Below are 18,660 nucleotides of genomic sequence, written 5' to 3' on the forward strand. Positions count from 1 at the left end.
CTCGATCCCTCGCGCCTCGATCCCTCGCGCCTCGATCCCTCGCGCCTCGATCCCTCGCGCCTCGATCCCTCGCGCCTCGATCCCTCGCGCCTCGATCCCTCGCGCCTCGATCCCTCGCGCCTCGATCCCTCGCGCCTCGATCCCTCGCGCCTCGATCCCTCGCGCCTCGATCCCTCGCGCCTCGATCCCTCGCGCCTCGATCCCTCGCGCCTCGATCCCTCGCGCCCCGATCCCTCGCGCCCCGGTCCTCGCGCCTCGATCCCCGAGCCCCGTCCCTCGCGCCCCGACCCCCGCGCCCCGGCCCCCAACCGCCCGACCCCCGCGCCCCGACCCCCGAGCGCCCCACACGGGAACCCCCCGCGAATATGGTTCGTTGACCCCCACGGAAGACAGGTGAACACGAGGCTCGTGGTCTCGCGGCACCGGAGGTGGGGTCGGACCGGGGCTCGGCGCCCTTATCCGGGCTTAACAGGCAGGACGCTTATGGTGGTTGCGCTACTCGGAAGAGGAGGTGTGGCAGTGGTCGACCGTCGCGGGGAACAATCCTGTACTCGCGAGCCGTCGCCGATGCCGGATCACGTGGCCGAAGCCGCAAACGCAACCAGCAGCCCAGCCCAGGCCGAATGGGTCCCGCCGACGTGGGAGGACATCGTCCGCACCCACTCCGCGCGGGTGTATCGGCTCGCCTACCGCCTCAGTGGCAACCCGCACGACGCGGACGACATCACCCAAGAGGTGTTCGTCCGAGTGTTCCGATCGTTGTCGAGCTACACGCCCGGCACGTTCGAGGGTTGGCTGCACCGCATCACCACGAACCTTTTCCTCGACATGGTTCGGCGCCGTCAGCGCATCCGCTTCGAGGGTCTGGGCGACGACGCGGGCGAACGCCTCGCCGGTCGTGAGCTCTCGCCCGCGCAGGCATACGACGACGCCCACCTGGACGCGGATGTCCAGCAGGCGCTGGACGCGCTCGCGCCGGAGTTCCGCGCCGCGGTCGTACTGTGTGACATCGAGGGCCTGTCGTACGAGGAGATCGCCACCACGCTCGGAGTGAAACTCGGGACCGTGCGCAGCCGCATCCACCGCGGCCGGTCCCAGCTCCGTGCGGCGCTGCGGCATCGTGCTCCCCGGAACAAGGCAGGCCAGGAGACGGCTGCGGAGGTTCGGACCACGGTGCGGAGATGAGGGACCGTGAGCAGTGAGCCCGGCGACCGCTTGGGCAGGGGGGTAGTGAGTGCCACACGGCTGGGGCGCGCCGCGACCCGATGTGGGGCATGCGAGGTGGGCACATGAGCCACCCCGACGACAAGCTCGCCGCCTATGTTGACGGCGAACTGGGCCATGAGGCCCGCGAGAAGGTGCTGGCGCACCTCGCCGAATGCGCGGATTGCCGCGTGGAGGCCGAGGAGCAGCGCCAGGTGAAGCAGTTGCTCGGCAACGCGCGCCAACCCGGCCCCTCCGAGGACCTGATGGCGCGGCTGCTCGCGCTCGGGGAATCCGCCGAGGAGCCGCCCGCGCCGCCTGCGGGCGGCGATCGATTCATGTTCCCGGCCGCCGGGCGACCGACGGGCTCGACCCGCGCACGTTCGCGGTCGACCGGCCCGCGGGCGGGCCGGCCCGGCAACATGCCCGAGCGGGTGCGTCCGCCGGTGAGCCGGCGTCGGCTGACGTTCGCGGCGGCCGGCGCGTTCTCGATGATGGCCGTCGCGCTGAGCAGCGCCTTCGTGCCCGGCGGTACCAGCGGCGGCACCGAGGGCCGACCCGCGGCCCCGGCCGTCGAGCGCTACCTGGTGGAGCAGGCCGCGAGCACCACCGCGCTGCCTGCGGGCAAGTCGGCCAAACGCTCCGAGCCGGTGCTCGCGGGAGCGTCCCTGACCGTGCCGGTCGCCACGATCGAGGCCCGGCCCTAGGCCGCAGGCCGGTACACCCGACCCCGTGCGTCGATGCGCCGGGGCCGGGGCGCCCGCGCGGATCCGCGCGGGCGCGGTGCTTTCGGGCGGGTTCGCGTGCGGGAGGTGACGGGTATCCGCTGCCGCCGGGACGCCGGCGAGCGGCACGCGCAAGACTGTGGCCGGGCCGGAGAAGCAGCGGATGCCCCGGCACACCGGGAGCGGTAGGAAGGCACACGATGAGCGACGCATACGGCCGTGGGGGAGCGGAGCCGCCGCGAGGCGACGACGCGCCGGCCGGACCGGCACCCGAGCACGACCCCGGCGCGGAACCGGCGGCCTTCCCGCCCGGCGGCCCGCGGGTGTCGACCGACCCCGGAGAGGACACACCCGACGGCGCGGCTCCGGACCCTGCGGCTCCCGGCCGGGTGTCGCACGAGGAGCCGCCCACCGAGGTCCGACCGGTGTCGGGGGCCGAGGACTCCGGCGGGGACGACTCCCGGGCGTCGGATGCGGACGCCGAGTCGGCTCGACGGGATGCCGCCGGTGCGGGCTCGGCCGCGCCCGGTGGTTCGCACGCGGCGGGTGAGGATTTCGCCCGGTCGCGGCGGGATGGCTTCGACGGGGTTCGTGGGTCGCGCGCCGCCGACGGCGTTGCCGACTCGGGGCGTCCCGGTGCGGCCGACGACGAGCCCGCCGCGTTTCCGGCGCGGATGTCGTTGGCCAAGGAGGTGCCGGCCGGTGCGGCCGTCGAGCCGCCGCCGGCCGATCCCGCCGTCGAGCCCGACGCGTTCGGGGTGCCGACGCCCGATGTCCGGGACGCGGTGACCGCCGAGGTGCCCGTGGTGCACGGCACCGCCGAGTTGCCGGTCGCGGACGACCCCGGCTACGACCCGTTCGCCCCGCCGCCGCAACCGCCGCCCGCCGGGCCGCCTCCGCAGCAGCCGACCGGGCAGTGGCCGGGATATCCGGGGCAGCCCGCGCAGCCCGGGCAGCCCGGTCCCTACGGTGTGCCGGCCGGCGTCGCGCATCCGGGCTACGGGCCCTATGGGCCGTACCCGTCGTATGCCCCGCAGACCGGCTACGCGCCCTACCAGGCCGTGCCGTACGGCTACGCCGTCCCCGGGGACATGACCGGGGCGGGTGGACCCACGGAGGACCTGGGTCGGCGCTATGGACGCCGGCTGGTGGTGTGGGCCGCGGCCCTCGCACTCGTGGCCGGGTTGATCGGCGGCGGCATCGGGGCCTGGATCGCCGATCGGCACGACACCAAGATCCGCCTGGGCGACCCGCCGCAGAGCGGTCCGGCCCGGGGCAAGGACACCATCGCCGGCCTCGCGGACCGCACGTTGCCCGGCGTGGTGTACATCCACGCCAAGACCGGTCGCGGCGAGGCCACCGGCACCGGCTTCGTGCTGGACACCGCCGGCGACATCCTGACGAACAACCACGTCGTGGAGTCGGCCGCGTCCGGCGGCACGATCACGGTGACGTTCAACGACGGGCAGCGCACCACCGCGACGCTGGTCGGCCGGGACGCCGGTTACGACCTCGCGGTGATCCGGGTATCCGGGGTCCAGGGTCTGCACCCGCTGCCGCTGGGCAACTCCGACGGCGTGCAGGTCGGCGATCCGGTGATCGCCATCGGTGCGCCGTTCAACCTGGAGGGCACCGTCACCTCCGGGATCATCAGCGCCAAGGACCGCGCGGTGAGCGCCGGTTCCTCCGGCAGCGACGTGTCCTACATCAGCGCGCTGCAGACCGACGCGCCGATCAACCCCGGCAACTCGGGCGGGCCGCTGATCGACGCGGCGGGTTCGGTGATCGGGATCAACTCGGCGATCCGCTCGGCCGGCGGCGCCGGCCAGGGCAATCCGTTCGGGGCGCAGCAGGAGGCGGGCAGCATCGGCCTCGGCTTCGCGATCCCGATCAACCAGGCGCGCCGGGTCGCGCAGCAGTTGATCGACACCGGGAAGGCCTCGCATCCGGTGATCGGTGTCTCGCTCGACGTCGCCTACACGGGCGACGGCGCCCGGATCGCGTCGGAGGACGTCAAGGGCACGCCGCCGGTGCGTCCGGGCGGGCCCGCCGAGCGGGCCGGGCTCAAGCCGGGTGACGTGATCAAGGCGATCGACGGCCGCCGGGTGCACGACGCGAACGAGTTGATCGTGGCGATCCGGTCCAAGGCGCCCGGCGGCGTGGTCAAGCTCACCATCGAGCGCGACGGCGCGGAGCGCACGGTCGACATGACCCTCGAGGCGGGCTGACCCGGAGGCCGGCCGGCCCCGAGGGGCCGATCGGCCGCCAAGCAGGATGACTCGGACATGACGTACACATGGCCGGGTGATCACATCTTTTGCCAATAGGCGCCAAGCGACCGGTTCGGTGCCGCCCGCGCCCTTCCGCTCGGGGGGTCGACGACTACTCTGAGGGGGTTCGGTCACCCGACCGAACCCCCTCGCGCAATCTCGTGGAGTCCAGGTGTTCGACGTCGGTGCACCCGAGATGGTCGCGCTCGTCATCCTCGCGATCGTCATCTTCGGTCCCGAGAAGCTGCCGAAGATGATCGGCGACGTGGCCCGCACCATTCGCAAGTTCCGCGAGTTCTCCTCCGGGGCCCGCGCGGACCTGAAGAAGGAACTGGGTCCGGAGTTCCAGGACATGCACCTGGAGGACCTGAACCCGAAGACCTTCGTCCGCAAGAACCTGATGGGCGACGGCGACGACGATCTGGGCATCCGGGAGTTGCGCGACTCGCTCGGCAAGGACTTCGAGGACATCAAGGGTCTGGCGAGCGGCAACCTCTTCGAGCCGGACGTGCCCGACACCTCCCACCGCCCGGCGGCCGGGCAGTCGTCCGCGCCGAAGACCTCGCTGCACAAGAACGCCGGCGCCGCCCGGGTCGAGCCCGGCGAGCGTCCGCCGTACGACGCCGACGCCACCTAGGTCGATCCGCTCGCCCCGGCCGGGGATTCGGGGCCCGGAATCCGGCCGGCCGTCCGGCGCCGGAGACGGCGTCGGAGCATCCCGCGTATTCGGGCACCATGCGGTCTCGGAGCGCCCGCGTATTCGGGCACTATGGAGCCGGAGTACACGGGCAGTGTGTGGTCGGTGACTCGGCGGATACATGTATCGCACGGCTCGTCCACCCGGATCGTCCGGGGGAGTGGTCGCCCGACATGGCAGACCGAGGCAGCCGGCGCGGCGCCGTCGCGCCGCGCGAGAGGACCTGATGAGGCGGAGCATGGACACAATCAGCCACGCGGGCGAGGCGCTGCCCGCCGACGGGGCCGGCAGGCCCGATCTGCTGGCGGAATACCTGAACGCGGACTTCCCCTGGTACGGCCTGGACGAGGGCTGGAACGGGCGGCGTTGGTTGTCCTCGGTGTGTCGGGGTCGGGGCACGATCGACTACGGCACGCTGGGCCACGGCGATCTGCCCAGCCGCCGGCCCGGTGATCCCACGCCCCGCCGGTTCGTGTCCGTGGTGACCGTTCCGCAGCGGCCCAAGCGGCCGGCCGGCGACGGCACGGGGCAGATGGAGGCCACGTCGAAGGCGAGCGCGGCATCACTCGCAGGGGTGGCGCTGCTCGCGGAGAGTTGGCCGTGGCAGTTGGACCGCGCGACCCGTGCGGAGTGGCTGGATCAGCAGACGAACATCGCGTGGGACCTGTCCGACAATCTGCCCGGGCCGGGGTGGACGGACCTGGCGATCCCGGTCGACGGGGTGCCGGCGCGTTTCCGCTACCGGGAGTCGGCGTACGGCTGGGTGCTCGCGGGAGAGAGCGCGGGCGTGTACCTGGGGGTGTACGGCCGGGGCGCGAGCGCGTACGGCCTGGGCCTGTCCCGCTCGGTGGACCTGCGCACGTACGCGACGCCGGACGGGTGAACGCCCGCACCCCGCCGCGCCGCCTCGGAGAAGCAGCCGCATGACGGTTCCGTGCGGCTGCTTCTCCGGCGGTCCGCTGTACGGCACCGGACGACGCGACCCGATCCGACCCGATCCGCCGGGCAGGCGCTAGAAGTTGCGCAGCGGGGTCAGGCCGAGTTGGAGGCCGGAGAGGCCGCGCTCGCGACCGCCGAGCTTCGCCGCGACCGCGTCGAGCGCGACGGCGGCGGGCGAGTCGGGCGCGTCGACGACGACCGGGCGGCCGGTGTCGCCGCCCTCGCGCAGCCGGGTGTCGATCGGGATCGAGCCGAGCAGCGGGACCTTCGTGCCGGTGGCCGCGGAGAGCCCGTCGGCGACACGCTGTCCGCCGCCGGAGCCGAACACGTCGACCATCTCGCCGCAGTGCGGGCAGGGCAGCCCGGCCATGTTCTCGATCACGCCGGCGATCGTCTGGCGGGTCTCGACCGCGATCGTGCCGGCCCGCTCGGCGACCTCGGCGGCGGCCTGCTGCGGCGTGGTCACCACCAGGATCTCCGCGTTGGGCACCAACTGGGCGACCGAGATGGCGATGTCGCCGGTGCCCGGCGGGAGGTCCAGGAGCAGGACGTCGAGGTCGCCCCAGTAGACGTCGGCCAGGAACTGCTGGAGCGCGCGGTGCAACATCGGCCCGCGCCAGACCACCGGCGCGTTGCCGGGGGTGAACATGCCGATCGAGATGACCTTCACGCCCAGCGCCGACGGCGGCATGATCATGTTCTCGACCTGGGTGGGCTTGCCCTCGACGCCGAGCATGCGCGGCACCGAGTGGCCGTAGATGTCCGCGTCCACCACGCCGACCTTCAGGCCCTGCCCGACCATCGCCGCGGCCAGGTTCACCGTGACCGAGGACTTGCCGACGCCGCCCTTGCCCGAGGCCACCGCGTAGACCCGGGTCAGCGAGCCGGGCTTGGCGAACGGCACCTCGCGCTCGGCCTGCCCGCCGCGCAGGTGGCTCGCCAGCTCCTTGCGCTGCGTGTCGCTCATCACGTCGAGTTCGACGCCGACCGAGGTCACCCCGGGCAGCGCGGCCACGGCGGTCTCCACCCGGCTGATGATCGTCTCGCGCATCGGACAGCCGCTGACCGTCAGATAGACCGCGACCTCGACCCGACCGTCGGCCAGGATCTCGACGGATTTGACCATGCCCAGTTCGGTGATGGGCCGGTGGATCTCGGGGTCCTGGACGGTCGCCAGGGCATCCTGGACGTCGTCCGCCGAGGGCAGGGTTGCAGAAGCCATACCGTGAGCTTACGACCCTCGCGCCGGAACCCTTTGCGAGCATCGGGATCCGAGCCTGCGGCGGGGGCTGTGAACCGACGGGGAGGTGCCGCGTGACGATGTCGGCCGAGCGGACGCGAGTGGCGGAGTTCCGCCGGGCCCTGGGCCTGGCGACGCTGATCGACGTGCACACGCACTTCATGCCCAAGCAGGTGCTCGACAAGGTGTGGGCGTACTTCGACGCGGCCGGTCCGCTGATCGGCCGGCCGTGGCCGATCACCTACCGCCTGGACGAGGACGCGCGGGTGGCCACGCTGCGCGGCTTCGGCGTCTCGGCGTTCACGTCGATGCTGTATCCGCACAAGCCCGCGATGGCCGCGTGGCTGAACGCGTGGTCGCGCGAGTTCGCCGCGCGGACTCCCGACTGTCTGCACACGGCCACGTTCTTCGCCGAACCCGACGCGGCCAAGTACGTGCGTGAGGCGATCGACGCGGGCGCGGTGGTGTTCAAGGCCCATGTCCAGGTCGGTGGCTGGGATCCGACCGATCCGCTCCTGGACGACGTGTGGGGCACGCTCGCCGACGCCGGGGTGCCGGTGGTCGCGCACTGCGGATCCGGGCCGGTGCCCGGGGCGCACACCGGGCCGGAGCCGATCGCCCGGGTGCTGGCCCGGCATCCGCGGCTGGCGCTGATCGTCGCGCACATGGGGATGCCGGAGTACGGCGCGTTCCTGGACCTGGCGGCGCGCTATCCGAGGGTGCACCTGGACACCACGATGGCGTTCACCGAATTCGTCGAGGAGGCCGCCCCGTTCCCGCCGGCCGACCGGCCCCGGCTGCTCGACGCGGCGGATCGCATCCTGTGGGGCAGCGACTTCCCGAACATCCCCTACGGCTACGCCGACGCGCTCGCCGCGCTCACCCGGGTCGACCTCGGCGACGACTGGCTGCGCGCGGTGTGCCACGACAACGCGGCGCGGCTGTTCGGGCTCACCCCGGGCCGGGCCCCGCGCGCCCGCCCGTAAACCCGTACCGGCGCGTCGGCGCGGCCGGCTACCGTGCCGGGGGTGGAGACGATCGGGTACGTCCGGGGCGATGCCACCACGCCACTGGGCAAGGGCGTCAAGGTGATCGCGCACGTGTGCAACGACCGCGGCGGCTGGGGCAAGGGCTTCGTGCTCGCGCTGTCCAAGCGGTGGCCGGAGCCGGAGGCCGACTACCGGCGGTGGTATCGCGAGCGGGCGGACAACGACTTCGGGCTCGGCGCGGTGCGGCTGATCCGGGTGGACACCTACCTGTGGGTGGCCAACCTGATCGGTCAACACGGCACCCGTACCGGCAGCAAGGGCCCGCCGGTGCGCTACGACGCGATCGACCGGGCCCTGCGCACCCTCGGCGAGCGGGCGCTCGAACTCGGCGCGTCGGTCCACATGCCGCGAATTGGCTGTGGCCTGGCCGGGGGCACGTGGGGCAGGGTGGAGCCGCTCATCCTCGAACGGTTGAGCGGGCGCGGTGTCCCGGTCACCGTCTACGACCACGACTGACCACGAGGCGGGCGCGCGGTGACCATCCGAACTCCGACGGACACCGACGCGGGCACCGGGGCCGCGGCGCCGGCGGCCCGGCCCAACCTGTGGCGCGACGCCTCCCTCTCGGCGGTGCTCGCCGGCCTGATCGCGGTCCTGGTCTCCTACTCGGGGCCGCTGGTGATCGTGCTGTCCGCCGCGGCCGGCGCGGGGCTGAGCCCGGCGCAGACCGGCTCGTGGGTGTGGGCGCTGTCCATCGGCAGCGGGCTGACCTGCCTGGGGCTGAGCCTGTACACCCGGATGCCGATCGTCACCGCGTGGTCCACCCCCGGAGCCGCGCTTTTGGTGACCAGCCTGGGCTCGTACGCGTATCCCGAGGCGATCGGCGCGTTCGTGGTCACCGGCGTGCTGATCACCGCGATCGGGGTGACCGGCGTGTTCGGCCGGTTGATCCGCAAGGTGCCGAGCGCGGTGGTCTCCGCGATGCTCGCCGGGATCCTGTTCTCGTTCGGCACCGGGGTGTTCACCTCGGTGCGCACCGCGCCGTGGATCGGCGGCGGGGTGCTGCTCGGCTACCTGGTGGCCAAGCGGTTCGTGCCGCGCTACGCGGTGCTCGTCGCGCTCGTGGTCGGGGTGGGTTGCGCGGCGGCCGGTTCGCGGTTGCACGTACACGTGGACTCGTTCGAGATCGCCCGGCCGGTGTGGACCACGCCGCACCTGTCCGTACCGGCGCTGATCGGGATCGCCGTGCCGCTCCTGGTGGCCACGCTCGCCTCGCAGAACGCGCCCGGAATGGGGGTGCTGGCGGCCTCCGGCTACCGGCCCGACGACCGGGTGCTGATCGGCTCCACCGGCGCGGTGTCCACGCTGCTCGCGCCGTTCGGATCGCACGCGATCAATCCGGCCGCGATCACCGCGGCGATCTGTACCGGACCCGAGGCGCACCGCGACCCCCGCAGGCGTTATGTCGCGGGGGTCGCGTGCGGCGTGTTCTACCTGGTCGTGGGGATGTTCGGGTCGACCCTGGTCGCGGTGTTCGCGGGCCTGCCCAAGGAACTGGTCGCCGCGGTCGCGGGCGTCGCGCTGTTCGGCGCGCTGGCGAGCGGGCTCGGCGGCGCGATGGCCGACGACGAGCACCGGGAGGCGGCGCTGATCACCTTCCTGGCCACCGCCTCGGGAGTGACCATCCGGGGCGTCGGGTCCGCGTTCTGGGGCCTGATCGCGGGGGTTCTGGCCCATGTGGTGCTCTCGTCGGGGTGGTTCAGCCGGGCGAGGGCACGCCCATGAGCACGCGCATGCCCTCGGCGAGGTCGCGGCCGGTGGGGGCGTTGTCCGGGTCGAGCATCCACTGGCCGACCACGCCCAGGAGCAGTGCCTGACACAGCGCCCCGACCGTGCCGGTCAGGTGCTCGTTGCCCTCCTCGGGCAGGCCCAGGAAGATCGAGGCGAGGCCGGAGCGACCCTCGTCCTGCGCCGCGCCGAGCACCTTGCGGATCTCCGGCAACTCGTCGAGGTAGGCCAGGATCTCGAAGTTGGCGGCCCACATCATCCGGTGCGACTCCATCAGGTCGACGACCCGCGTCCAGATCGCCTCGAACCGCTCCGGCGGCGCGGCCCGGTTCCCGACCGCCTCGGCCAGCGCACCGGACAACTCGTCGCCCCACCCCTCGATCGACTCCAGGAGCGCCTGCTGCATGAGCGCGTCCTTGGATCCGTAGTGGTAGCCGATCGAGCCCAGATTGGTCCCCGACGCGGCGACGATGTCGCGCGCGGTGGTGCGCATGTAGCCCTTTTCGTACAGGCAGCGTTTGGCTCCGGCCAGCAGGTCTTCGCGATGTCCCATGGCCCGATGGTAGCGCTCTTCTAGACAGATGTCTTATACGAGTGAATGATACAACTGTATAAGACGGGAGACTACTCGGACTCCGGCGGGCGCGGCCCTCGGCCCAGGTGCGCGTCGGTGACCTCGCGGCCCATCAGCCACCCGTCCGTCTCCCGTCGCTCGTCCAACTCCTTGAGCATGGACTGCAGTTCCGAGCGCAGGAAGTCGCGCGTGGCCACCTCGCCGAGGGCGATCCGCAGCGCCGCGACCTCGCGGGTCAGATACTCGGTGTCGGCGATGTTGCGCTCGTTGCGGGCCCGGTCCTGCTCCAGGTTGACCCGGTCCCGGTCGTCCTGGCGATTTTGCGCGAGCAGGATCAGCGGCGCCGCGTACGACGCCTGGAGGGACAGCGCCAGGGTCAGGAAGATGAACGGATACTCGTCGAACCGCAGCGCCGGCGGCACGAAGATGTTCCAGCCGATCCACACGATCACCGTGGCGGTCATGTAGACCAGGAACCGGCCGGTGCCCAGGAAGCGGGCGATCCGCTCGGAGAACCGGCCGAACGCCTCCGGGTCGTACGCGGGCAGCAGCGGACGCCGCCCCGGATCGCGCGGTTGATCCAGGCGCGGACGCCGCCGCTTGTCGGCGCTCGTGCTCTCACGTGCCACGGCGGACACTCCCGTCTCCGTGTATCGCGCCCTCGCGCCAGTCCTCGGGCAGCAGGTGGTCGAGCACGTCGTCGACGGTGACCGCGCCGAGCAGGTGGTCGTCCTCGTCCACCACGGGCGCGGCGACCATGTTGTAGGCGGCCAGGAAGCTGGTCACCTCGGCGAGCGGGGTGTCCGGCCGCAGCGGCATCAGGTCGGTGTCCAGGACCGCGCCGACCAGGGTGAACGGTGGATCGCGCAGCAGCCGCTGGAAGTGCACCGTGCCCAGATACTTGCCGGTCGGCGTCTCGGTCGGCGGCCGGCACACGTAGACCTGACTGGCCAGCGCCGGCGACAGGTCGGCGTTGCGCACCTGCGCCAGCGCCTCGGCGATGGTCGCGCCCGGCTCCAGCACGATCGGCTCGGTGGTCATCATGCCGCCAGCGGTGTCCTCGACGTAGGTCAGCAGCCGGCGCACGTCCTCCGCCTCCTCCGGCTCCATCAGCCCGAGCAGGCGCTCCGCGGTGTCCTCGGGCAGCTCGGAGATCAGGTCGGCCGCGTCGTCGGGGTCCATCGCCTCCAGCACGTCGGCCGCGCGCTCCTCCTGGAGCTGGCCCAGGATCTCCACCTGGTCGTCCTCGGGCAACTCCTCCAGCACGTCGGCGAGCCGGTCGTCGTCCAGCGCCGCAGCCACCTCCGCACGGCGCTTGGCGGACAGGTTGTGCAGCACGTTGGCCAGGTCGGCGGGGCGCAGCTGCTCGAACGTGGCGAGCAGGTTGGCCGCGCCCTGCTGGTCCTCGGGGCGCTCGAAGCCGACCACCGCGTTCCAGTCGACGGTGATCGTCTCGCCGCGTCTGCGGCGCAGCGCCGAGGTGCCGCCCTTTTGCACGAAGAGCTTGGAGATCAGCCAGTCGCGCCCGCGCCCGAGCGCCATCGCCACGTCGAGGACGGTGACCGACTCGTCGTTCTCGGCCAGCGCCACCCGCCGGTCCAGCATCTCGGCGAGCACCAGCGTCTCGCTCGGTCGCTGCTCGAAACGGCGCATGTTGACCAGCCCGGTGGTGATCACCTCACCGGTCTCCACGCTGGTCACCCGGGTCATCGGGACGAAGATCCGGCGTCGGGTGGCCACCTCGACGACCAGGCCGAGCACCCGCGGGGGCAGTTGGGCGGTGCGCAGCATGACGACGACGTCGCGCAGCCGGCCGACGTGGTCGCCGTTGGGATCGAACACGGCCACGCCCGCGAGGTGCGAGATGAACACCCGCCCGGATGACGCACCCATTGCCGTGGTCCCTCCGTTGCCGATGTCCGCCGCCGACGTGGCGCGCCGCCGATGTGTGTGCCCGCTCGTGCCGGGGGCATCCCAGTCGGTCAGGCTACCGGTGAAGGTGGGCATGATTCCGACACCTCGTGCCCGGCTCAGTACAGTGCCGCCCGTGCGCTTGCCTCAGACGAAGACCACGATCGCCCTCCTGACCGCCTGCGTCCTCGCCGGCACGGCGTGTTCGAAGGCGGAGACCGGGCTCGGTTCGGAGTCCGCGGACGCCATCACCGGCAAGGCCAAGGCGGCGGCGGCCGGGACCGGGGCGGTGCACGTGCAGGGGGTGTGGAAGATCCAGACCCAGCAGTTCCGGATCGACCTGCGACTCAAGCGCGACGGCGGGGTGGGCACCGTGGTCACCGCCGACAGCACCATCGAACTGCTGCGCGTCGGCCAGGATCTGTACGTCCGCGGCGACGCCCGGCTGTACCAGGGCCGGGACGGGCGCGGCGGGGCGGACGTCGAGCAGTCGGCACAGGCGTTGCGCGACAAGTTCGTCAAGGTGCCCGCCTCCGACCCCAGTTACGCGCGACTGTCCGGCTTCACCCGGATGCAGGACATGATCACCGATCTGATCCGGCTCAACGGCAAACTCAAGAAGGACGGCCGGGAAAAGGTGCGGGGCGTCGAAACGCTCAAGGTGGTGGCCGATCGTGGGCGTGGCGGCGAGTTGCGGGTGGCGCTGACCGGGACGCCGTACCCGCTCAAGTACATTCCGTCGCCGAGCGGCGGAGCGCTCGAACTGTTCGAGTACGACCAGGACTTCCCGTTGGTGCTGCCCCATGCCGACGAGGTGCTGGACTACGGCACGCTGACCGACGGCAAGGACCCGTCGGGCAAGCCGACCGGCAAGCCCACGGAAAAGCCCGGCGGGCCGGTGCCGGGCACCGACTGAGCCCGGCCGCGCGGGCTCCGGGATACCGTTTCCGGGAGCACGACGCGGGAGCACGACGCCGCGGACGGGCGTCGAGGCGGTCGGCGAAATCTACGAGACATCGAACGACGAGGGAACCAGGCGATGGATCACGTGCGACGCGGCTTCGTGGTGGCGACGGCGGCGGTATCGGTCACGGTGCTGGTCGCCGGATGCAGTCCGGGACGGCCCGCGCACCGCTCGTGGCAGGCGCCGGTGGACGAGCCGACGGCGGGCGCGCCGCTGGGCAACCAGGTGGACGGGCTCGACCCGGCGGCGATCCTGCAGCGGGCCCAGGCCGCGACGGCCGCCGCCAAGTCGGTTCACGTGAAGGGGGAGTTGGCCGTCCCGGGCACGGCGGGCAAGCCGGCCAAGCCGTTCAGTGTGGACATGCGCTTCACCAGCACCGGCAGCGAGGGCCGGATCGTCGAGGACAACACGACCGCGTACATCACCCGGGTGCAGAACCAGGTCTGGTTCCGGGGCGACGCGAAGTTCTGGTCCAGGGTCGAGGGCGCCGGCTCGGAGGTGGGCAACCACGACAAGTTCGTCCAGGTGCCCTCCGGCGACAAGAAGTACGGCGGCATCGTCGAGAACACCTACGTCGAGCGGCTGACCAACAAGCTCATGGGCAAGCCGGGCAAGCTGGAGAAGGGCGCGGTCAAGCAGGTCAACGGACACCGCGCGATCGCCCTGGAGAACCGCACGCCGGGCGCGGGCGGCATCATCTGGGTGGCCACCGAGGGCGCCCCGTATCTGCTGCGCATGGAGTCCGCCGCCGACGCGCGCCAGGCCGGCGCCTTCGACTTCCTCGCCTACGGCGCGCGGGTCGACCTGCACGCGCCGGAGCCCAAGGACGTGGTGGACAAGGACCTGACCACGCCGGGGCGCTCGACGAGCGGCAGCAACGGCTCCTCCACCGGCTCCGGCGGCTCGACCGGGCGCCCGTCGACCGGGGCGCCCGCCACGGGCTCGTCGGGCAGTACCCGCCGACCCGACATCGGGCGCACGTCCAAGCCGCCGGTGCCGACGGGGCTCGGGCGCGATTCGGTGCTGTTCTCCTGAGTCGCGCCCGGTGCGCCGGCGCGGGTCAGTCGCGCCGACGCAGCCGGCCGATCGACCAGTTGAGCGGGGACGCGCCCCGGGTCACCGCGGGTGAGCCGATCGGCACCGCGCGGCCGGCGTCGTGGGGCAGCGCCCGGGCGGACGCGGTGGGGGTGAGCCGGACCAGGTCGCACTCCCGGGCCCAGCGCGCGGGCTGCTCCTCGCCGTCGGGCGCGTTCAACCGGGCGGCGTGCAGGGCGAGTACGGCCGGCTCGTAGGCCGGGTCGCCGGGCGCGACCACGGCGACCCGGGCGGTCCAGCCCGGCAGCCGGCCGCCCTTGTCCTTGCTGCGCACGTCCACGAGCACGGTCGCGGCGGCGGTCAGGCCCGGCACGAACTGCTCCACCGCGCCGGGCTCGCGGGCGGTCACCAGCCACGAGGCGCCGTCGAGCCACACGTGCCAGACGGGGCGGGCCGGGGCGGGGGCGACGGTGAGCCACAGGAGGCCGGACTTCTTCGCGGCTTCTTCGAGCAGTGCCGCCTCTTCGAGCAGGGCCGCTGCTTCGCGCGGGGCGCCTTCGGGCGTGCCGTCGGTGTCCGTCATGCGCCACAGCGTCCCACAACGCGCGAGCCCCGAACGTGCGCCACCTCATAGTCCCTTTCGGGTGACCCGTCGGTAACCTGACCGCACGATCCGCAGCACTGGGAGGACCAGAGACATGGCCGCCACATCGCGTAGCTTGCGTTCCCGCCGTTCCTGTATGGCCGTACCCGGCAGCAACCCGCGCTTCATCGAGAAGGCGCAGGGGCTCCCGGTCGACCAGGTGTTCCTCGACCTGGAGGACGCCTGCGCCCCGCTCGCGAAGGAGGGCGCGCGGCACACCATCGTCGACGCGCTCAACAACGGCGACTGGGGGGACCGGATCCGCGTCGTGCGGGTCAACGACTGGACCACCCACTGGACGTACCGCGACGTGGTCACCGTGGTCGAGGGCGCGGGCGCCAACCTCGACGCGATCATGCTGCCCAAGGTTCAGGACGCGGGCCAGGTCAAGGCGCTGGACCTGCTGCTCACCCAGATCGAGAAGACGGTCGGCCTCGAGGTCGGCCGGATCGGCATCGAGGCGCAGATCGAGAACGCCCGCGGCCTGGTCAACGTGGACGAGATCGCCGCCGCGTCGCCTCGCGTGGAGACGATCATCTTCGGCCCGGCCGACTTCATGGCGTCGATCAACATGAAGTCCCTGGTGGTCGGCGAGCAGCCGCCGGGCTACGACACGGGTGACGCGTACCACTACATCCTGATGCGCATCCTGATGGCCGCGCGGGCCAACGACCTCCAGGCGATCGACGGCCCCTACCTCCAGATCAAGGACGTCGAGGGCTTCCGTCGGGTGGCCGGCCGCTCGGCCGCGCTGGGCTTCGACGGCAAGTGGGTGCTGCACCCCGGCCAGATCGACGCCGCGAACGAGCTGTACCAGCCCACCCAGGCCGACTACGACCACGCCGAGATGATTCTCGACGCCTACGACTGGTGCACCTCCGCCGAGGGCGGGATGAAGGGCGCCGCGATGCTCGGCGACGAGATGATCGACGAGGCCTCGCGCAAGATGGCCCTGGTCATCTCCGCCAAGGGCCGCGCCGCCGGGATGCGGCGCACGCGAAAGTTCGAGCCGCCGAAGGGCTGATGTGTCATCCGTACGACGGCGAGGGGCGGATTTCCGGGCAGCCGGACCCGCCTCTCGGCGCAGACCGGGCGGCTCGGATCGCGCCCCCGGATCGGCTCCGCGCCGGGTCGTTGCGACCGTGGATCGGTGTCCGACGCCCACCGGGGCGGGGCGGTCGTCTATCGTGTGCCCGGGCCGGAGTACTTCGGCGGGCAATGGGCAGCAGGAGGCTGGCATGCAGGGTGGCTTGACGGTGTCCGTGCACACCCAGGGCACCTCTTCGATCGTCACGGTCGCCGGTGAGATCGATGTGGACAGCGCCGCCGCGGTGCGGGACCGTCTGTTCGAGTGTGTCGAACGGGGCAGTGTGCGTCTGGTGATCGACTGCTCCGAGCTCGACTTCTGTGATTCGACCGGGTTGAACGCGTTCCTCGCCGCCCGACTGCGTGCGCAGGCCGCGGGCGGAGCGGTCCACCTCGTGGGCGTTCAACCTGCCGTTGCGCGGGTATTCGAGATCACCGGTGCGGTACAGGGGTTCACTTTCCACGAGACCCTGGCAGAGGCGGTCGGAGAGTAGCCCGTGACTTCTGGTGTCCTCCAGCGGGATGCGGGCAACTATCACCGCGTAGCGGCGTGAGCGAGGTGAGCCAATAGATGTGCGCCATGCGATCGCAGGCGCCCGGCGACGGGGAGGCCTGTTTCTCCACCCCACCGCTTCGTCAGGTGCGGAGACTGCCGTTCGAGGGTGCGGCGGGGGCGGTGGCGCGGTCGCGGACGTTCATCCGCAACACGCTCCACGCGTACGGATGGACGGGCTCCGACGACGAGCAGGTGGTGCTGACCTCGGACGACGTGCTGCTCGTCGCGGTCGAGTTGGTCACCAACGCGTGCCTGCACGCGGGCGGCCCGGTGGAGCTGCGGGTCGTGCGGACCAGCGAACTGCTGCGGATCGAGGTGGACGACCGCAGCGAGGAGCCGCCGCAGGCGAGGGCGCCGCATTCCGGAACGCGACCGGGGGGACACGGGCTGCACATCATCCGCCGGTTGACGCTGGACTGGGGTGTGGTCGTGCACCGGGAGCAGGGCAAGACGGTCTGGGTGGACATGCCCGTTCCCGAGGCGATGCGCTGAGCCGACGGGGCGGGGGCGTACCGGGCCGAGGCCGGTCCGGGCGGCCGATACCCTGGTCCGCATGTCTGCCTCTTCGGTTCGTGTTCGCTTCGCTCCCTCTCCCACCGGCATGTTCCACGTCGGTGGCGCTCGTTCCGCGCTGTACAACTGGGCCGTGGCGCACAAGGCCGGCGGCGTGTTCGTGTTGCGGATCGAGGACACCGACGAGGCGCGCAACCGGCCGGAGTGGACCGACGGCATCCTGAGCGCGCTCGCGGCGATCGGGATCAGCCCGGCCGACCCGGCCTTCGAGGGCCCCTACTTCCAGTCGCGGAACGCGACGCTGCACCGCGAGTCGGCGGTCCGGCTGTTCGAGGCCGGCCGGGCGTACCACTGCGACTGCACGCGCGAGGACCTGGAGGCCCGGACCGGCTCCAAGCACCTGGGCTACGACGGCTTCTGCCGCGATCGCGGCCTGGCGGCGGGCGACGGGCGCGCGCTGCGCTTTCGTACCCCGGACGAGGGCGTCACGGTGGTGGCCGACCTGGTGCGCGGCGACACCGAGTTCCCGAACGCCTCGCTCGAGGACTTCGTGATCGCCCGGGGCAACGGCTCGGCGGTGTTCCTGCTGGCGAACGTGGTCGACGACGTCGACCAGAAGATCACCATGGTGATCCGCGGCGAGGAGCACCTGTCCAACGCGGCCAAGCAGCAGCTCCTGTGGGAGGCGCTGGGCGCGACCCCGCCGCAGTGGGCGCACCTGCCGGTGATCGTGAACGAGAAGCGGCAGAAGTTGTCCAAGCGCCGGGACAAGGTGGCGCTCGAGTCCTACCTGGACGAGGGCTACCTGCCCGACGCGCTGGTGAACTACCTGTTCCTGCTCGGGTGGGGCCCCAAGGACGACATCGAGATCCGGCCGTACGCCGAGCTGGAGCAGTTGTTCGACCTGCGTGACGTGAACAAGTCGTCGGCCTTCTTCGACGTGAAGAAGTTGTCCTCCTTCAACGCGGACTACATCCGCGCGCTGGACGCGGACGCCTTCGTGCGCGCCTGCGAGCCGTGGCTGCTCGGGCCGAAGGCGCCGTGGGCGAAGGAGGCGTACGACCCGGCCGTGTTCGCCGAGGTGGCGCCGCTGGTGCAGACCCGGATCACGGTTCTGGACGAGGTGCCGATGTACGTCGACTTCCTGTTCCTGGCCGAGCCCGCCGACGACGAGGCGGCCTGGGCCAAGGCGATGAAGCCGGGCGCGGCCGACGTGCTCACCAGCGCCCGCGAGGAACTCTCCCGGGCCGAATGGACCGTCGACGCGCTCAAGGCCGCGGTGGAGGCCGCCGGCGCCGCCCACGGCCTCAAGCTGTCCAAGTCCCAGGCCCCGGTCCGCGTCGCCGTCACCGGCCGCACCATCGGCCTCCCGCTGTTCGAATCCCTCCAGGTCCTCGGCCGCGACCGGGTCCTGACCCGCGTCGACCGCGCCGTCGAGCGCCTGGCCGAGACGGAGTAGCCGCCGCCCCCGGACGGGGCGGGCCCGCACACCGGTTGCCGGTGTGCGGGCCCGCTGTGTGGTCGGGT

Annotated in this window: 19 protein-coding genes; 14 read left to right on the forward strand and 5 right to left on the reverse strand. The window is 72.1% G+C overall.

Annotation, left to right across the window (positions count from 1 at the left end; translation table 11 throughout):
• Positions 1-567: 567 nt before the first annotated feature.
• The 5 genes from sigE to B4N89_RS18330 all read left to right on the forward strand — a co-directional run bounded on the left by sigE (position 568) and on the right by B4N89_RS18330 (position 5,778).
• Positions 568-1,185 (forward strand): RNA polymerase sigma factor SigE, encoded by a 618-nt coding sequence (sigE, locus tag B4N89_RS18310; RefSeq protein WP_101897113.1) that lies wholly within the window; start codon positions 568-570, stop codon positions 1,183-1,185.
• A 104-nt stretch (positions 1,186-1,289) separates the two neighbouring features.
• On the forward strand, positions 1,290-1,910 hold the full coding sequence (locus B4N89_RS18315; RefSeq protein ID WP_161500751.1) for an anti-sigma factor family protein: 621 nt from the start codon (positions 1,290-1,292) through the stop codon (positions 1,908-1,910).
• 218 nt (positions 1,911-2,128) lie between these two features.
• Positions 2,129-4,156, forward strand: a complete 2,028-nt coding sequence (locus tag B4N89_RS18320; protein ID WP_235618683.1) for a trypsin-like peptidase domain-containing protein — start codon at positions 2,129-2,131, stop codon at positions 4,154-4,156.
• Positions 4,157-4,370: 214 nt separating this feature from the next.
• The gene (locus tag B4N89_RS18325; protein WP_078976901.1) at positions 4,371-4,835 is read left to right on the forward strand and encodes a sec-independent translocase; all 465 of its coding nucleotides are present in this window, start codon (positions 4,371-4,373) and stop codon (positions 4,833-4,835) included.
• 298 nt (positions 4,836-5,133) lie between these two features.
• Positions 5,134-5,778, forward strand: coding sequence for a hypothetical protein (locus tag B4N89_RS18330; RefSeq protein WP_078976902.1), 645 nt, complete (start codon positions 5,134-5,136; stop codon positions 5,776-5,778).
• 129 nt (positions 5,779-5,907) lie between these two features.
• Here B4N89_RS18330 and B4N89_RS18335 read toward each other — a convergent pair whose 3' ends face one another.
• Positions 5,908-7,056: an Mrp/NBP35 family ATP-binding protein gene (locus B4N89_RS18335; protein WP_414646377.1), complete on the reverse strand. Its 1,149-nt coding sequence runs from the start codon at positions 7,054-7,056 to the stop codon at positions 5,908-5,910.
• A gap of 98 nt (positions 7,057-7,154) precedes the next feature.
• On the opposite strand from B4N89_RS18335, the gene B4N89_RS18340 reads away from it, so the two are divergent.
• From B4N89_RS18340 to B4N89_RS18350, 3 genes are read left to right on the forward strand one after another with little or no spacing between them, the layout of a single operon-like run.
• Positions 7,155-8,060: an amidohydrolase family protein gene (locus B4N89_RS18340; RefSeq protein WP_078979445.1), complete on the forward strand. Its 906-nt coding sequence runs from the start codon at positions 7,155-7,157 to the stop codon at positions 8,058-8,060.
• 42 nt (positions 8,061-8,102) lie between these two features.
• Positions 8,103-8,579 carry a macro domain-containing protein gene (locus B4N89_RS18345; RefSeq protein ID WP_078976903.1) on the forward strand — a complete coding sequence of 159 codons (477 nt, stop codon included), beginning with the start codon at positions 8,103-8,105 and terminating at the stop codon, positions 8,577-8,579.
• A gap of 18 nt (positions 8,580-8,597) precedes the next feature.
• Positions 8,598-9,848, forward strand: a complete 1,251-nt coding sequence (locus B4N89_RS18350; protein WP_078976904.1) for a benzoate/H(+) symporter BenE family transporter — start codon at positions 8,598-8,600, stop codon at positions 9,846-9,848.
• On the opposite strand, the gene B4N89_RS18355 is transcribed toward B4N89_RS18350, so the two are convergent.
• The 3 genes from B4N89_RS18355 to B4N89_RS18365 form a co-directional block, all read right to left on the reverse strand.
• Positions 9,823-10,404, reverse strand: a complete 582-nt coding sequence (locus B4N89_RS18355; RefSeq protein ID WP_078976905.1) for a TetR/AcrR family transcriptional regulator — start codon at positions 10,402-10,404, stop codon at positions 9,823-9,825. The two genes, B4N89_RS18350 and B4N89_RS18355, sit on opposite strands and share 26 nt — an antisense overlap.
• Positions 10,405-10,475: 71 nt before the next feature.
• Positions 10,476-11,054 carry a DUF1003 domain-containing protein gene (locus tag B4N89_RS18360; protein ID WP_201260858.1) on the reverse strand — a complete coding sequence of 193 codons (579 nt, stop codon included), beginning with the start codon at positions 11,052-11,054 and terminating at the stop codon, positions 10,476-10,478.
• Entirely contained in the window at positions 11,044-12,318 is a 1,275-nt protein-coding gene (locus B4N89_RS18365; protein WP_078979446.1) for a magnesium transporter MgtE N-terminal domain-containing protein, read from the reverse strand. Before B4N89_RS18365 ends, B4N89_RS18360 begins: the two co-directional genes overlap by 11 nt.
• Before the next feature lie 154 nt (positions 12,319-12,472).
• Here B4N89_RS18365 and B4N89_RS18370 point away from each other — a divergent pair, with 154 nt between their 5' ends.
• Entirely contained in the window at positions 12,473-13,252 is a 780-nt protein-coding gene (locus B4N89_RS18370; RefSeq protein ID WP_078976907.1) for a hypothetical protein, read from the forward strand.
• Positions 13,253-13,375: 123 nt separating this feature from the next.
• The gene (locus B4N89_RS18375; RefSeq protein WP_078976908.1) at positions 13,376-14,335 is read left to right on the forward strand and encodes a hypothetical protein; all 960 of its coding nucleotides are present in this window, start codon (positions 13,376-13,378) and stop codon (positions 14,333-14,335) included.
• 25 nt (positions 14,336-14,360) lie between these two features.
• Here B4N89_RS18375 and B4N89_RS18380 read toward each other — a convergent pair whose 3' ends face one another.
• On the reverse strand, positions 14,361-14,918 hold the full coding sequence (locus B4N89_RS18380; RefSeq protein ID WP_078976909.1) for a hypothetical protein: 558 nt from the start codon (positions 14,916-14,918) through the stop codon (positions 14,361-14,363).
• Positions 14,919-15,033: 115 nt separating this feature from the next.
• Between B4N89_RS18380 and B4N89_RS18385 the strand changes: the two genes are divergently transcribed.
• The 4 genes from B4N89_RS18385 (at position 15,034) to gltX (ending at position 18,592) form a co-directional block, all read left to right on the forward strand.
• Positions 15,034-16,002: an HpcH/HpaI aldolase/citrate lyase family protein gene (locus B4N89_RS18385; protein ID WP_078976910.1), complete on the forward strand. Its 969-nt coding sequence runs from the start codon at positions 15,034-15,036 to the stop codon at positions 16,000-16,002.
• Between the two features lie 214 nt (positions 16,003-16,216).
• Positions 16,217-16,558: an STAS domain-containing protein gene (locus B4N89_RS18390; RefSeq protein WP_078976911.1), complete on the forward strand. Its 342-nt coding sequence runs from the start codon at positions 16,217-16,219 to the stop codon at positions 16,556-16,558.
• A gap of 86 nt (positions 16,559-16,644) precedes the next feature.
• The gene (locus tag B4N89_RS18395) at positions 16,645-17,112 is read left to right on the forward strand and encodes an ATP-binding protein (RefSeq protein ID WP_235618684.1); all 468 of its coding nucleotides are present in this window, start codon (positions 16,645-16,647) and stop codon (positions 17,110-17,112) included.
• Positions 17,113-17,221: 109 nt separating this feature from the next.
• Positions 17,222-18,592, forward strand: a complete 1,371-nt coding sequence (gene gltX / locus B4N89_RS18400) for a glutamate--tRNA ligase (protein ID WP_235618945.1) — start codon at positions 17,222-17,224, stop codon at positions 18,590-18,592.
• Positions 18,593-18,660 lie beyond the last annotated feature (68 nt).

It is taken from the genome of Embleya scabrispora, from assembly GCF_002024165.1.
GTDB lineage: Bacteria > Actinomycetota > Actinomycetes > Streptomycetales > Streptomycetaceae > Embleya > Embleya scabrispora_A.

What these genes read in the sequence shown, in the direction of transcription:
- sigE (WP_101897113.1), top strand. Translation starts at nt 568, where the DNA reads ATGCCGGATCACGTGGCCGAAGCCGCAAACGCAACCAGCAGCCCAGCC.
- B4N89_RS18315 (WP_161500751.1), top strand. Translation starts at nt 1,290, where the DNA reads ATGAGCCACCCCGACGACAAGCTCGCCGCCTATGTTGACGGCGAACTG.
- B4N89_RS18320 (WP_235618683.1), top strand. Translation starts at nt 2,129, where the DNA reads ATGAGCGACGCATACGGCCGTGGGGGAGCGGAGCCGCCGCGAGGCGAC.
- B4N89_RS18330 (WP_078976902.1), top strand. Translation starts at nt 5,134, where the DNA reads ATGGACACAATCAGCCACGCGGGCGAGGCGCTGCCCGCCGACGGGGCC.
- B4N89_RS18335 (WP_414646377.1), bottom strand. Translation starts at nt 7,056, where the DNA reads ATGGCTTCTGCAACCCTGCCCTCGGCGGACGACGTCCAGGATGCCCTG.
- B4N89_RS18340 (WP_078979445.1), top strand. Translation starts at nt 7,155, where the DNA reads ATGTCGGCCGAGCGGACGCGAGTGGCGGAGTTCCGCCGGGCCCTGGGC.
- B4N89_RS18355 (WP_078976905.1), bottom strand. Translation starts at nt 10,404, where the DNA reads ATGGGACATCGCGAAGACCTGCTGGCCGGAGCCAAACGCTGCCTGTAC.
- B4N89_RS18365 (WP_078979446.1), bottom strand. Translation starts at nt 12,318, where the DNA reads ATGGGTGCGTCATCCGGGCGGGTGTTCATCTCGCACCTCGCGGGCGTG.
- B4N89_RS18375 (WP_078976908.1), top strand. Translation starts at nt 13,376, where the DNA reads ATGGATCACGTGCGACGCGGCTTCGTGGTGGCGACGGCGGCGGTATCG.
- B4N89_RS18380 (WP_078976909.1), bottom strand. Translation starts at nt 14,918, where the DNA reads ATGACGGACACCGACGGCACGCCCGAAGGCGCCCCGCGCGAAGCAGCG.
- B4N89_RS18385 (WP_078976910.1), top strand. Translation starts at nt 15,034, where the DNA reads ATGGCCGCCACATCGCGTAGCTTGCGTTCCCGCCGTTCCTGTATGGCC.
- B4N89_RS18390 (WP_078976911.1), top strand. Translation starts at nt 16,217, where the DNA reads ATGCAGGGTGGCTTGACGGTGTCCGTGCACACCCAGGGCACCTCTTCG.
- B4N89_RS18395 (WP_235618684.1), top strand. Translation starts at nt 16,645, where the DNA reads ATGCGATCGCAGGCGCCCGGCGACGGGGAGGCCTGTTTCTCCACCCCA.
- gltX (WP_235618945.1), top strand. Translation starts at nt 17,222, where the DNA reads ATGTTCCACGTCGGTGGCGCTCGTTCCGCGCTGTACAACTGGGCCGTG.